This window comes from Streptomyces sp. ADI95-17 (assembly GCF_003846175.1).
Classification (GTDB): Bacteria; Actinomycetota; Actinomycetes; order Streptomycetales; family Streptomycetaceae; genus Streptomyces; species Streptomyces sanglieri.
This window is the reverse complement of the sequence record NZ_ML123048.1, coordinates 793,028-806,221: the sequence shown is the minus strand read 5'-3', so window position 1 is coordinate 806,221 and position 13,194 is coordinate 793,028. Positions and strand designations below refer to the sequence as shown.

Genomic DNA, 13,194 nt, shown 5'->3' with positions numbered 1-13,194 from the left:
CCAGCAGGAAACCAGTCAAGTGCCGGTCGGGAATCTTCCCGGTCGGCATTTTGCGTTCTCTGGCCCGCGCGGCGATGCGGGATTTCACATGTGATGCCGTGCCCCCGCTCCCGTACGCGGCGCCTCGTCCTCTCCGGCTTCCGCGCCGTTCGCCACTTGCCGGGCATCGCCGGCTGCTCGCCGCTATCGCTCGCTGCTCGTCGCTCGTCACGATCCGGTCTCGGACTGCGGGTGGGGGCTTGTTTCCGGTCGTGTAATCGTTTCCAATCTTCCGTGTAATCGATTCCACGGCTCCGGCCCGCTGGTTTCGAGGCTCACGGAAACCACAAGGAGGTGGTCCGGACATGACGAGCATCAAGGACGTCGCGGCTCAGGCAGGGGTCTCTGTCGCCACGGTCTCCCGTGTTCTCAACAGTCATCCCTCCGTCAGCCCGGACGCACGGACCCGGGTCCTCGCCGCCGTCGACGCCCTCGGCTACCGGCCCAACGCCGTCGCCCGCTCGCTGCGCACCGATCAGACGCGCACCCTCGGCCTGGTCATCAGTGATGTGCTCAACCCGTACTTCACCGAACTGGCCCGCTTCGTCGAGGAGGAGGCCCGCGCCCTCGGCTACAGCGTCATCATCGGCAACGCGGACGAGCGGCCGGAGCTTCAGGACCATCACGTCCGCACACTCCTCGACCGCAGGATCGACGGGCTCCTCGTCTCGCCCGCCGACGGCGACTCCCCGCTCATGGCCGAGGTGTCGCGCGGCGGTACGCCGATGGTCTTCGTGGACCGCTGGATGCCCGGCGTCGACGTCCCCGTCGTACGCGCCGACGGCCGCCACGCGATCCGGGACCTGGTCGCCCATCTGCACGCACTCGGCCACCGCAGACTCGCCATCATCGCCGGCCCAGCGGCCACCACCACGGGCAACGAACGAGTCGAGGCCTTCCGCGAGGCGCTGCACGCGTACGAACTCGATCTGCCCGAGGTCTACATCGGCCAGGGCGACTTCCAGGCGGACAGCGGCCGGCGCGTCACCGAACGCTTCCTGGCGCTTCCCGAGCCGCCCGAGGTCGTCTTCGCCGCCGACAACCTGATGGCACTCGGCGCGCTGGACGCCATCCGGGCGGCCGGTCTGCGCGTCCCGCAGGACACGGGGCTCGCCGCCTTCGACGACATCCCGTGGTTCGTCCACACCGATCCGCCGATCACGGCGATCGCCCAGCCGACCGGTGAACTCGGCCGCGCCGCCGTCCGTGCGCTGGTCGACATGGTCGAGGGCCGGTCCCCGCAGTCCGTCACCCTTCCCGCCCGTCTCGTCGTACGCCGTTCCTGCGGCGAGCCCGCTTCGGACCAGAGGAGCAACTTGTGAGCAAGCCGGACGAGTTGCTGCGCATCGAAGGCGTACGCAAGACCTTCCCCGGTGTGGTCGCGCTGGACAGTGTGGACTTCGACCTGCGCAGCGGCGAGGTGCATGTCCTGCTCGGTGAGAACGGAGCGGGTAAGAGCACACTCATCAAGATGCTCTCCGGTGCCTACCGCCCGGACAGCGGACGGATCTTCGCCAAGGGCCGCGAGGTCCGCATCCACAGCGCGCAGGACGCCGAACGGCTCGGCATCGCCACGATCTACCAGGAGTTCAACCTGGTGCCCGATCTGACGGTGGCCGAGAACATCTTCCTCGGCCGGCAGCCGCGCCGCTTCGGAATGATCGACCGGCGCCGCATGGAGTCGGACGCCGAGGTGCTCCTGCACCGGGTCGGCCTGCACGTCTCGCCGAAGGCCAAGGTCCGTGAACTGGGCATCGCCCGGCTCCAGATGGTGGAGATCGCCAAGGCGCTCAGTCTGGACGCCCGCGTGCTGATCATGGACGAGCCGACCGCCGTCCTCACCTCGGAAGAGGTCGACAAGCTCTTCCGGATCGTGCGGCAGCTGCGCGAGGACGGGGTGGGGGTCGTCTTCATCACCCACCACCTCGAAGAGATCGCGGCACTCGGCGACCGGGTCACGGTGCTGCGCGACGGCCGGTCCATCGACCAGGTCCCCGCCTCGACGCCCGAGGCGGAACTCGTACAGCTGATGGTGGGACGCAGCATCGACCAGCAGTACCCCCGTGAACGCCCGGAAACCGGCGACCCGTTGCTCTCGGTGCGCGGTCTGACGCGCAACGGCGTCTTCCACGACATCAGCTTCGAGGTACGGGCCGGAGAGGTGGTCGGTCTCGCCGGCCTCGTCGGCGCGGGCCGCACCGAGGTCGCCCGCGCGGTCTTCGGCGCCGACCCCTACGACGGGGGCACGGTCGACGTACGCGGCGAGCGGCTGGCCAAGCACGACGTCACCGCCGCGATGGGCGCCGGAATCGGCCTCGTGCCCGAGGACCGCAAGGGGCAGGGCCTGGTGCTCGACGCCTCGGTGCAGGAGAACCTGGGCCTGGTCACCCTGCGCTCGGCGAGCCGGTCCGGACTCGTGGACCTCAAGGGACAGCGCGTGGCCGCGGCCCGGATCGCAGAACAGCTCGGCGTACGGATGGCAGGTCTCGGCCAGCACGTCCGTACGCTCTCCGGCGGCAACCAGCAGAAGGTCGTCATCGGGAAGTGGCTGCTCGCCGACACCAGAGTGCTGATCCTCGACGAACCCACCCGTGGGATCGATGTCGGCGCCAAGGTCGAGATCTACCAGCTCATCAACGAGCTGACCGCATCGGGCCATGCGGTTCTGATGATCTCCAGCGACCTGCCCGAAGTCCTCGGCATGAGCGACCGGGTGCTGGTCATGTCCCAGGGCCGGATCGCGGGAGAACTCCCCGCCCACGAAGCGACCCAGGACGCCGTGATGGCCCTCGCCGTCGGCGCGGCCCCCACGACAGCGCCCACAACAACTACGGCGGCGGATCCGACCGTGAACGAAGAGGAGAGCCCCCGTGGCCACTGACACGCTCAAGAGCGATACGGGCGCCAGTGGCGCCGCAGGGCGCACGGTCCGCCGGCTCCTGCTCGACAACGGCGCCCTGAGCGCCCTGGTCGTACTCCTGGTGGCGATGTCGCTGCTCTCCGGCGACTTCCTGACCACCCAGAACCTGCTGAACGTCGGTGTACAGGCCGCCGTCACCGCGATCCTCGCGTTCGGCGTCACCTTCGTCATCGTGTCGGCGGGCATCGACCTGTCCGTCGGCTCGGTGGCCGCGCTCTCCGCGACGGTCCTCGCCTGGTCGGCCACCTCACAGGGGCTGCCGGTCTGGCTGGCGCTCGTCCTCGCCGTCGCCACCGGCATCGCCTGCGGCTTCGTCAACGGGGCCCTCGTCTCGTACGGCAAACTGCCACCGTTCATCGCGACGCTCGCGATGCTGTCCATCGCGCGGGGTCTGTCCCTGGTCATCTCCCAGGGCAAGCCGATCGACTTCCCCGACCCGGTCTCCGTGCTCGGCGACACGCTCGGTGGCTGGCTGCCCGTCCCCGTCCTCGTGATGGTCGTGATGGGACTGATCGCGGCGCTGATCCTCGCCCGTACCTACATCGGCCGTTCGATGTACGCGATCGGCGGCAACGAGGAGGCGGCCCGGCTCTCCGGACTGCGCGTCAAGCGGCAGAAGCTGGCCATCTACGCCCTCTCCGGGCTCTTCGCCGCGGTCGCGGGTATCGTCCTCGCCTCCCGGCTGACCTCCGCGCAGCCGCAGGCCGCGCAGGGGTACGAACTCGACGCGATCGCCGCGGTCGTCATCGGCGGCGCCAGCCTCGCCGGCGGTGTCGGCAAGGCGTCCGGCACACTGATCGGCGCGCTCATCCTCGCCGTGCTGCGCAACGGGCTGAACCTCCTCTCCGTGTCCGCCTTCTGGCAGCAGGTCGTCATCGGTGTCGTCATCGCCCTCGCGGTGCTGCTGGACACGGTCCGTCGCAAGGCCGGATCCGGCGCCGCCGCCCCGGGCGGTTCGTCCGCCGCGCCGGGGTCGCCGGGATCGGGCCGCAAGGGAGCGGGAGCGCTGAAGTTCGGCATCGCCGCAGTGTGCGTGGCCGTCGTCGTGGGCGGGGTGTCCTACCTCAACTCAGGCTCCTCCGGCGGCAACACCAAGGTGGGCATGTCGCTCTCCACACTCAACAATCCCTTCTTCGTGCAGATGAAGGCGGGCGCGCAGGCCGAGGCCAGGGCGGCCGGGGTCGACCTCACTGTCACCGATGCGCAGAACGATGCCTCGCAGCAGGCCAACCAGCTCCAGAACTTCACGAGTTCCGGCGTGAAGTCGATCATCGTCAATCCGGTGGACTCGGATGCGGCGGGCCCCGCCGTCCGGGGCGCCAACAAGGCGGACATCCCGGTGATCGCCGCCGACCGAGGGGTCAACAAGGCACGGACCGCCACACTCGTGGCATCCGACAACGTGGCAGGTGGCAGGCTCGCCGCCAAGGCACTGGCCGACCGGCTCGGAGGCAAGGGCAGCATCGTCGTGCTGCAGGGGACGGCCGGCACCTCGGCCAGCCGCGAGCGCGGAGCCGGCTTCGCCGAGGGGCTCAAGGCGTATCCGGGCATCAAGGTCGTCGCCAGGCAGCCGGCGGACTTCGACCGCACGAAGGGCCTGGACGTCATGACCAACCTGCTCCAGTCCCACCCCGGGATCACCGGTGTCTTCGCCGAGAACGACGAGATGGCGCTCGGCGCGGTCAGGGCGCTCGGCAGCAAGGCGGGCAAGTCGGTGTCCGTCGTCGGATTCGACGGAACTCCCGACGGCCTGAAGGCGGTCGGCGCAGGCACGCTGTACGCGTCCGTGGCCCAGCAGCCGAACGAACTCGGCCGGATCGCCGTGCAGAACGCGGTGAAGGCGGCAGAGGGGAAGAAGGTCGCCGGCATGGTGAAGGTGCCGGTCAAGGTCGTCACCAAGAAGAACGTCGCAGATTTCTCCTGACCGCGAGGATCGCGAGGGATCGCGAAGGGGGGCGAAGGATCGCGAAGGATCTCGAATGACCGCGAATGAGTGGGGCCCGAGCGGGCCCCGAGCAGTGGCCGGCCACGGAAAGCAGGAACGATGAACGACAGCGACAGCGATCGCGATCACGGTCAGGACCGGTACGACCTGCTGGTCGTGGGCTCCGCCAACGCCGACCTGGTCGTCGGCGTCGAACGCCGGCCCGCGGCCGGTGAGACCGTGCTCGGCTCCGACCTGGCCGTCCACCCGGGCGGCAAGGGCGGGAACCAGGCGGTCGCCGCCGCCCGCCTCGGTGCCCGCACGGCTCTGCTGGCCCGGGTGGGCGACGACGCGCACGGCCGCCTGCTGCTGGAATCACAACGGGCGGCGGGCGTCGAGACCGCCGGTGTCCTCGTGGGCGGGGCCCCCACCGGCGTGGCGCTGATCACCGTGGACCCCTCGGGCGACAACAGCATCGTGGTGTCGCCGGGGGCCAACGCCCGCCTCACCCCCAAGGACATCCGGGCGGCCGGCGCGCTCTTCGGTGCCGCCCGAGTCGTCTCCGTACAGCTGGAGATCCCGCTGGAGACGGTCGCCGAGGTGGCCGGTGCGATGTCGCCCGGCAGCAGGCTGGTGCTGAACCCTTCTCCGCCCGCGCCCCTGCCCGGCCATGTGCTGGGTGCCTGCGACCCCTTGGTGGTCAACGAGCACGAAGCGCGTTACATGCTGGGCGAGTCCGCGGGCAGCACGCCCCAGGAGTGGGCGCGGGCACTGCTCGCTCTCGGCCCGCGGTCGGTCGTGGTCACACTGGGGGCGGTGGGAGCGCTCGTCGCGGACGGCCGTAGCGGCGATGTCGTACCCGTTCCGAGCCCCAAGGTAGAAGCCGTGGACACGACCGGGGCGGGCGACGCCTTCACGGCGGCCCTGGCCTGGCGGCTCGGCCTGGGCGAGGACCTCACGGAGGCAGCCGCGTTCGCCGTGCGGGTGGGGGCGGCGGCCGTCACCCGGCGGGGCGCGCAGGAGTCCTTCCCCACGGCGGACGAGGTCCCGGCCGCGGCGGAAGTCGCCGCCCCGTGAAGAGGGCAGGAATTCTCAACCGCTACCTCGCCGGAGCCCTGGCCGAGCTGGGACACGGCGACGGAGTGCTGATCTGCGACGTGGGCATGCCCATCCCGGCCGGCCCCCGCGTCGTCGACCTGGCCTTCCGCGCCGGCGTCCCCTCGTTCGCCGAGGTTCTCGACGGTCTGCTGGACGAACTCGTCGTGGAGGGCGCGACAGCGGCACACGAGGTCATGGAGGCCAACCCGGAGACCGCCCGCCTCCTGACCGACCGCCTGCCCGGACTCGCCCACGTACCCCACGACGAGCTCAAGCAGCTCTCGGCGGGAGCCCGGCTGGTGGTACGGACGGGAGAGGCGCGACCGTACGCGAATGTGCTCCTGAGGTGCGGGGTCTTCTTCTGACCCCTCCTCATGGGCCGGGCGGTATCGTGCGGTGCCGAGAAGAAGGGGCGGGTGGGTCGGTGAGACCGGTGCTGTTGGTGGATGTGGACGGGCCGCTGAATCCGTATGCCGCCAAGCCGTGCCGGCGGCCCGAAGGCTATGAGACGCACCGGTTCCTGACGCCTCGCTGGGAGGCCGCCGAGCGGCGGCGGCTCATCGGGACAGGGCTGCCGGACAAGGCGGTGAAACCGCTCCGGGTGTGGCTCGATCCGAGTCACGGTCCGGCATTGGAAGCACTTCCCCTCGACCTGGTGTGGGCGACGACGTGGGAGGAAGAAGCCAACGAATTCATCGCACCGGTCCTGGGACTGCCCGAACTGCCCTTCATCGCCTGGTCCCCGTCGCGAGCCGTGCCGGGCGGCGGTGTGTTCTGGAAGACACCGGAAATCGTCGAGTGGGCGCAGGGCCGGCCGTTCGCCTGGGTCGACGACGAGATCACGGAGCAGGACCGCACCTGGGTGCACGAACACCACGACGGTCCCGCACTGTTGCACCGCATCGACCCCCGGCACGGCCTTTCCGGTGACGACTTCGCCACGCTGACGGCGTGGGCGGGCGGCCTGGACGGGCGTCCCAGGCACTGAGCCGGTCCGGGCACGCGGAGAAGGAGGACGAGCCCTCCCCGGTCGAGGACGCCCTCCTGCTCGCTGTCCGGTGGTGGTGATGCGGATTTACCGCGCCGCGGTCGTCGTGGACGGGCGGCGGTTGATGAACGGACCATCAGTAACCCACGGCCGGAGTCGCTTTGGGGCGGGCGTGACGTAGCGTTGCCCTTTTGGTGGTGTTCGAAGGAGCACCGCGAGGCATCGTTGTGCCCCCATCATCCGTGGGGCACCGAGGGGTTCTGGGATGAAGCTCTGCTTCCTCGTCGAAGAGCTGTACCGGCATGACGGCATGCCGCTCGACGTCGTCCGGCAACTGAAGGCGTGGGGACACCAGGTGGACGTGGTGCGCCCCGGCGGCTCACTCCTGCGGATCTCGGAGGAGGTGCGGGCGGGAACCCATGACGCCTGGGTACTCAAGACCGTGTCCGGCGGCCCCGGGCTCACCCTGCTGGAGGCCGCGGCGGCGGTGGGACTGACCACGGTGAACGACGCACGGTCCATCCGCGCGGTCCGTGACAAGGTCCTCACCTCGGTGATCGCGCGACAGCACGGGCTGCCGGTTCCGGTCACCTATTCGGCACCGAGGGCCGCGCTGTTCGCGGATGTGCCCGCGGAGCTCTTCCCTCTGGTGGTCAAGCCCGCCGACGGCAGCTCGGGGCGCGGGGTACGGCTCGTGTCGGGCCCCGGGGGTCTGGCCGAGGCGGAGCAGTCGGACGAGGGCCAGCTCATCGCACAGCCCTACGTGGCCAATGCGGGCTCCGACCTGAAGGTCTACTGTCTCGCGGGCGAGTTCCACGCGACCGTGCGCCGCTCCCCGCTGCACCCGGACGCGCCGGTCGACGAGAGGGCCGTACCCCTGCCCGCCGAGGTGGCAGCGGCGGCGGCGAAGGTGGGGGCGGTCTTCGGACTCGATCTGTACGGCATCGATGTGGTGCTCGGCCCGGACGGCCCCGTGATCGTCGACATCAACGACTTCCCGAGCTTCCGTCAGGTCCCGGACGCGGCCTCCCGGTTGGCCGGAGCCGTCCTTGAGCTGGCCAGGACCGGCGGCGCCGACCGGGCGGGCATGCTCGCTGCCACCCCGCGCGTTCCCGTACCGGCGCAGGGCCCCCACGTGCGATCCCATCCGCATCCCGTGGTCGGACTCGGTCCCGGCACCGAAGCGGACATGGTGGCGGCTGTGCCCGAAGGGGCGCGGATATGAAGGTGTGTCTGCTGACCGACAAGCCGGATCATCCGCTGCTCGCCGCGGTTTCCGCCGAACTGGTCGCGGCGGAGCACCAGGTGACATTTTCGGACCCGGACTCCGCAGCCGCGTCCCCGTCGCAACCGGTGACCGCGGGCGGACTCGCCGATGTCTACCTCCTGAAGGCACATACGCCCCGGGCACTGGCGCTGGCACACTCTCTCGAAGCGCTCGGCGCCCGGGTGGTGAACTCCGCCGCCGCGACGGAGCTGTGCCAGGACAGGAGCCGGATCGCCGCGGTGGCGGCCGACGCCGGCCTGCCGATGCCCCGGACACGGACCCTGGACGCGCTGTCCGAAGCCCTCCGCGGAGCGGAGCCGGCGGAGAACGGCTATCCGCTCATGGTCAAGAGCCGTCACAGCCGACGCGCGGACCTGGTCGCCCGCGTGGACGGCCTGGACGGGCTCAGCGGCCTGGCGTCGAAGTGGTCCGACGAGCCCGTCGTCCTGCAGGAGTTCGTCGCGAACAGCGGCTGGGACCACAAGCTGTGGGTGATCGGGGGTGAGGTCTTCACGGGGGTGCGCCCCGCACCCGTGGGAGCCCCGCCGGGCGGCGCGCGGCCCGCGCCGCTCGTCCGCGATCTGCCGCAGGACTGGACCCGGCTCGCCCTGCGTACGGGAGAGGTCTTCGGCCTGGACGTCTACGGTGTCGACCTGCTGGACCGCGAGGGGGCGCCCGTCGTCGTCGACATCAACGCCTTCCCGGGCATCCGGGGCCCGAAGGGCGCCCCCGAGGCGCTGGCGGCCCTGGCCCTGCGACGAGCCCGGCCCGGCCCGCACGCCCAGGAGGGCTGAGACACGCCGGCCGCCACCAGGAAATCGCCGGGTTTCCCGACCATCATCCGGGCGCCTTCGGAAGACACGCATCGAACGTGGGGATTCCTCAGCTCCGGTTCGCGTACACGATGAGGTTGTCCACCGGGTGGCCCTGGGCGTCGAAGGCGCCGTCACAGGTGATGAGACGCAGGGTGCGGGCGCCGGTGGACCCGTAGACCTTCTCGGTCGGGAACGCCTTCTTGCTGACCGTCTCGGTGGCGGTGACCCGGAAGTGGAGTTCCGCGCCGCGATCGTTGCGGACGGCGATGTCCGCTCCCTTTGTGATCTTCTCCAGATCGTGGAAGACGGCCTTCCCGAAGCGGGTGTCGTTGTGTCCGATGACGACTGCCGCGCCGCGCTCGCCGGGAGTGGCGCCGCCGGTGTACCAGCCGGCGGTCATGCCCTTCTCGGCGGGAGGGACCTCGACGGTGCCGTCCTGGTTGAGGCCGAGGCGCATCAGCTCGCTGTCGATGCCGAGCGAAGGGATGCTGATGCGGACGGGGGCGGCTGCCGGGGCGTCGCCGGACTTCCCGGCCCCCGTCGAACCGGTCCGCGCCGAACCGGCCTGTGCCGGAGTGTCGACCGTGGCGGTGCTGCTGCCGGGCGCGGTGGCGGCCGGGCCGTCCGTGGCGTCGGAGGAGCAGCCGGCGAGGAAGAGACAGGCGAGCAGCGGCAGCGCGCCGCGTCGGAGCGAGGGCGAGGTGCGGAACATGAGGGCTCCAGGTCTGGGCGGGAATCGGCAGTGGCGCCGCCCGGGTGGGGCGGCGCCACGAGGGGGCGTCAACTGCTGACGGGCGTCAACCGGCCCGCGGAGTCAGTCGACTCGGTGCGGTCGCTGCGGGCCGGTCAGCCGTTGCGCTGCGCGGCGGAACGTCGGCGCAGCACGATCGTTCCCGCACCGGCGACCAGCAGGGCCGCCGCGGCCGATCCGGCAAGAGCGGTGGTCCCATCACCGGACGTCCCGGCCGGTCGCTCACCGGCGGCCACGCCACCGCGCGGTGCGGCGGCCCCCGGACGCTTGACAGTGGGCTCGGCCTTGGCCGGTGCCGGGCTGTCGCCCGCGGCGACACCGCCACGGGGCGCCACCGACGGCTGTGCGCTCCTCTTGGGCTCGGCGGTGGCGCCGCCCTCCGCGCGGGCTGCCGCGGACCTCTTCACGGACGGCGCCGAAGGCGAGGGCGTGGCGTCGGCGAAGGCGGCGGCGGACGGTACGAGCACCGCGCCGGCCGCGACAGCGGCGAGGACGGCAGTGCGCAGGGACAGACGGTGGGGCATGGACATCGCTCCATTCCAGGTCGGCCTCGTCGGTGCCCGGGTGCCGGTTCGCACCGGGGCACGAGGCATGCCGACAGGCTGGCCTGAAGTTATGAAGAAGCTGTCAGAACGTTGTGGTCATCGCATCAGGCCCGGTCAGCGGCGGTCGGGGAGTCGTCGGCCGGATCCATGGCAGTCGCCGGACCCGGTGCATCCGCCGCATCCGCGGGCAGGCGGAGCGTGAACACCGAACCCTGCCCCTCGACGCTCGCCGCGCTCACCGAACCCCCGTGCGCCTCCACGAGTTTCCGTACGATCGCCAGCCCCAGCCCACTGCCACCGGTGCGGCGGTTGCGCGACTTCTCGGCGCGCCAGAAGCGGTCGAAGACATGCGGCAGGTGCTCGGCCGAGATGCCGCTGCCCGTGTCCGCGACCTCGATCACGACCTCCCGGCCGGCCTGCGCCTCGTCCGCCGACGCCCCCGCGTCGTACGCGCGCACCGTCACACGTCCGCCCGGCGGGGTGTGCCGTACGGCGTTGGAGACCAGGTTGCCGATGGCCTGGCGCAGCCGGACCGGGTCGGCCCACAACACGGGGGAGGGCGTGCCGTCCGCCGCGGGCAGCGCCGAGAGTGCCACCCCGGAGGTCTCGGCCCCGGCCTGGTGCGCCGCGGCGACCTGTGCGAGCACGTCCTCGACGTGTAGCTGCTCGGGGTGCAGACGCAGGGCGCCGGCGTCCGCCGCGGCGAGGTCCTGGAGGTCGTCGATGATGTGCTGCAACTGCACGGCCTCCGTGTGCAGCGAGGCGATGAACGCCGGGTCGGGCTCCGCCAGGCCGTCCTGCGCCGCCTCCAGCCAGCCCCGGATATTGCTCAGCGGCGTGCGCAGCTCATGGGCGACGTCGCTGACCATGTCCTTGCGCTGCGCCTCCAGACGCGCGCGGTGGTCGGCCATGTCGTTGAAGGCCGCGGCGAGCCGGCCGATCTCGTTGTCGTCGGTGACCAGCACGGGCTCGGAGTCCTCGCCGTCCCGCATCCGCTGCGCCGCGCCCGTGAGCGCGTGCAGTGGTCGTGCCAGCCGGGATCCGGCGAGCATCGTGGCCCCGACGGTGAGCGCGAGGACGAGGGCCGCCGCGCCCGCGATCTTCGCGGTGTTCGCGGGGGAGAGGTCGAAACCGGGCACGGTCGTGCCGTCCTCGTCGCCGATGAACAGCAGGGCGGGCGAGGCGACATAGGAGCTGAGCTGTTCCCGGCGGGCCGTGTCCACGCACGAGGCGGTGGCACGGTCGTCCTTGTCGGTGCGCAGGTTCGGCGGCGGCGCGGGCGTGGGAGTCGCGGCGCGGGTCTTGACGGCGGGCTTCGGCACGGAGCCGTCTCCCCAGGACAGGTCCAGATTGAGCTGTACGCCCGGACGGTCCTGACGTTTCAGGCAGGCGTCGGCGAGCTGATTGAGCGCGTCCAGGGCCTTCTGCTCGGTCGCGGTCGGGGAGTCCAGCACGTCGGTCGTGCACCGGGTGTTCTGTACACGGTCCGGATCGTTGCCCACGATCTCCATGCGCGGACGCCCGCTCGGGCCCGTGACCACGTCCGCCGCGATCCCGACCCGGCTCAGGCACGCCGCGCTCCGGTCGGCGGCATGCTGCAACGCCTTGCGTTCGGCGGCGGGCAACCGGAACGGACCGACCGCGCGCGGGTCGACCCGGTCGGCCGCGTCCCCGGACCGGTCGACCGTCCGGGACAGGGCGGTGTCCACGGACAGCGGGTCGACGATCGCCGATGCCTGGGGCGGCAGCGCGGGCGGCGCCGGCCGGGAAGCGGAATCGGCGAGCGGACGGCGCTGCTCGGTGGTGAGCGCGATCCGCCGGCCGGACTGCCGCGCCAGGTCGCGCACGGTGTCGTCGACGCCCTCCCAGGTGGGGTGGCCGGCCGCGTAACCCAGCAGGGTGTTGTAGATCCGGGCGTCGGCGGTCAGGTTCTGGCCCTGCTCCTGCTTGATGGCGCCGGAGGTGGTCTGTACGGCCAGCCAGGCCGTGGCGGCCACCGAACAGGCCGCCACCAGCGCGGACACCGCCAGCAGACGGCCGAACAGGCTCTTGCGGAGCGGCGGCCGGTTCCGCCGCCGGTCACGACGCACGCGGAGTGTTCCTCGCCGGGTCCGTCAGCTTGTAGCCGACACCGAAGACGGTGAGCAGCCGCAACGGCCGACGTGGCGCGGGCTCGATCTTCTTGCGCAGGTTCATGATGTGCACATCGACGGTGCGGAAGCTGATGTAGCGGTCGAAGCCGTGCAGCTCCTCCAGGAGCCGCTGCCGGGTGAAGACCCGGTCCGGTTCGGTCGCCATGGCGGCGAGGATCCGGAACTCACCGGGTGTGCAGTCCACCGGCCGGCCCTCCACGGACACCTCGTGCCGGTCAGGGTCGACGATCAGCGCACCACACCTCAGCGCCCGGTCCGCGGCGGACGCGGTGCCCTCCGCGCCCCGCCGGCTGCGCCGCAGCAGGGTCCGTACCCGGGCCATCAGCTCACGCGGGCTGTACGGCTTCGTCATGTAGTCGTCCGCGCCGAGATCCAGCCCCAGCAGCAGATCGTCCTCGGTGCTGCGGGCCGTCAGCATCAGCACCGGCAGCTCCCGGTGCTCGGCGCGCAGCACACGTACCACGTCCAGACCGTCGGCCCGCGGCATCATCACATCGAGCACCAGCAGATCGGGCTCCCGGTGCCGGACCTCCGCGAGCGCCGCGAGCCCGTCACCGACGACCGTGACCGCGTGGCCCTCGTGTTCGAGGTAGCGGCGTACGAGTTCGGCCTGTTTCTCGTCGTCTTCGGCGACCATGACATTTGCGCACACGCGAACGATCGTAGATGACCACGAAGAGACCATTCATGGCGC

12 protein-coding genes are annotated in these 13,194 nt (G+C 71.2%); 8 read left to right on the top strand and 4 right to left on the bottom strand.

All coding sequences use genetic code 11. The features are described 5' to 3' along the window. Window positions 1-344: 344 nt before the first annotated feature. From EES42_RS26605 to EES42_RS26570, 8 genes are all read left to right on the top strand, one after another. Entirely contained in the window at window positions 345-1,361 is a 1,017-nt protein-coding gene (locus EES42_RS26605) for a LacI family DNA-binding transcriptional regulator (protein WP_124720767.1), read from the top strand. After that, window positions 1,358-2,920, top strand: a complete 1,563-nt coding sequence (locus EES42_RS26600) for a sugar ABC transporter ATP-binding protein (protein ID WP_124720766.1) — start codon at window positions 1,358-1,360, stop codon at window positions 2,918-2,920. Before EES42_RS26605 ends, EES42_RS26600 begins: the two co-directional genes overlap by 4 nt. Beyond that, on the top strand, window positions 2,910-4,883 hold the full coding sequence (locus EES42_RS26595) for an ABC transporter permease/substrate-binding protein (RefSeq protein WP_124720765.1): 1,974 nt from the start codon (window positions 2,910-2,912) through the stop codon (window positions 4,881-4,883). Before EES42_RS26600 ends, EES42_RS26595 begins: the two co-directional genes overlap by 11 nt. Before the next feature lie 120 nt (window positions 4,884-5,003). After that, window positions 5,004-5,960 (top strand): ribokinase, encoded by a 957-nt coding sequence (locus tag EES42_RS26590; RefSeq protein WP_124720764.1) that lies wholly within the window; start codon window positions 5,004-5,006, stop codon window positions 5,958-5,960. After that, on the top strand, window positions 5,957-6,346 hold the full coding sequence (gene rbsD, locus EES42_RS26585; RefSeq protein ID WP_124720763.1) for a D-ribose pyranase: 390 nt from the start codon (window positions 5,957-5,959) through the stop codon (window positions 6,344-6,346). Before EES42_RS26590 ends, rbsD begins: the two co-directional genes overlap by 4 nt. Window positions 6,347-6,414: 68 nt before the next feature. Beyond that, complete coding sequence (locus EES42_RS26580; RefSeq protein ID WP_124720903.1) at window positions 6,415-6,969, top strand: hypothetical protein; 555 nt, start codon at window positions 6,415-6,417, stop codon at window positions 6,967-6,969. A 265-nt stretch (window positions 6,970-7,234) separates the two neighbouring features. Continuing rightward, window positions 7,235-8,194 (top strand): ATP-grasp domain-containing protein, encoded by a 960-nt coding sequence (locus EES42_RS26575; RefSeq protein ID WP_124720762.1) that lies wholly within the window; start codon window positions 7,235-7,237, stop codon window positions 8,192-8,194. Then, entirely contained in the window at window positions 8,191-9,030 is an 840-nt protein-coding gene (locus EES42_RS26570) for an ATP-grasp domain-containing protein (RefSeq protein ID WP_124720761.1), read from the top strand. The genes EES42_RS26575 and EES42_RS26570 overlap by 4 nt, the downstream gene beginning before the upstream one ends. Window positions 9,031-9,118: 88 nt before the next feature. Here the strand turns inward: EES42_RS26570 and EES42_RS26565 are convergent, their stop codons facing one another. The 4 genes from EES42_RS26565 to EES42_RS26550 all read right to left on the bottom strand — a co-directional run bounded on the left by EES42_RS26565 (window position 9,119) and on the right by EES42_RS26550 (window position 13,137). Further along, window positions 9,119-9,763 carry a class F sortase gene (locus tag EES42_RS26565; protein ID WP_206433576.1) on the bottom strand — a complete coding sequence of 215 codons (645 nt, stop codon included), beginning with the start codon at window positions 9,761-9,763 and terminating at the stop codon, window positions 9,119-9,121. Between the two features lie 134 nt (window positions 9,764-9,897). Continuing rightward, on the bottom strand, window positions 9,898-10,326 hold the full coding sequence (locus EES42_RS26560; protein ID WP_124720760.1) for a hypothetical protein: 429 nt from the start codon (window positions 10,324-10,326) through the stop codon (window positions 9,898-9,900). A gap of 125 nt (window positions 10,327-10,451) precedes the next feature. Continuing rightward, a complete protein-coding gene (locus EES42_RS26555; RefSeq protein WP_241196593.1) occupies window positions 10,452-12,437 on the bottom strand; it encodes a sensor histidine kinase in 1,986 nt (661 codons plus the stop codon). Next, window positions 12,427-13,137: a response regulator transcription factor gene (locus tag EES42_RS26550; protein WP_124720900.1), complete on the bottom strand. Its 711-nt coding sequence runs from the start codon at window positions 13,135-13,137 to the stop codon at window positions 12,427-12,429. The genes EES42_RS26555 and EES42_RS26550 overlap by 11 nt, the downstream gene beginning before the upstream one ends. Between the last annotated feature and the right edge of the window lie 57 nt (window positions 13,138-13,194).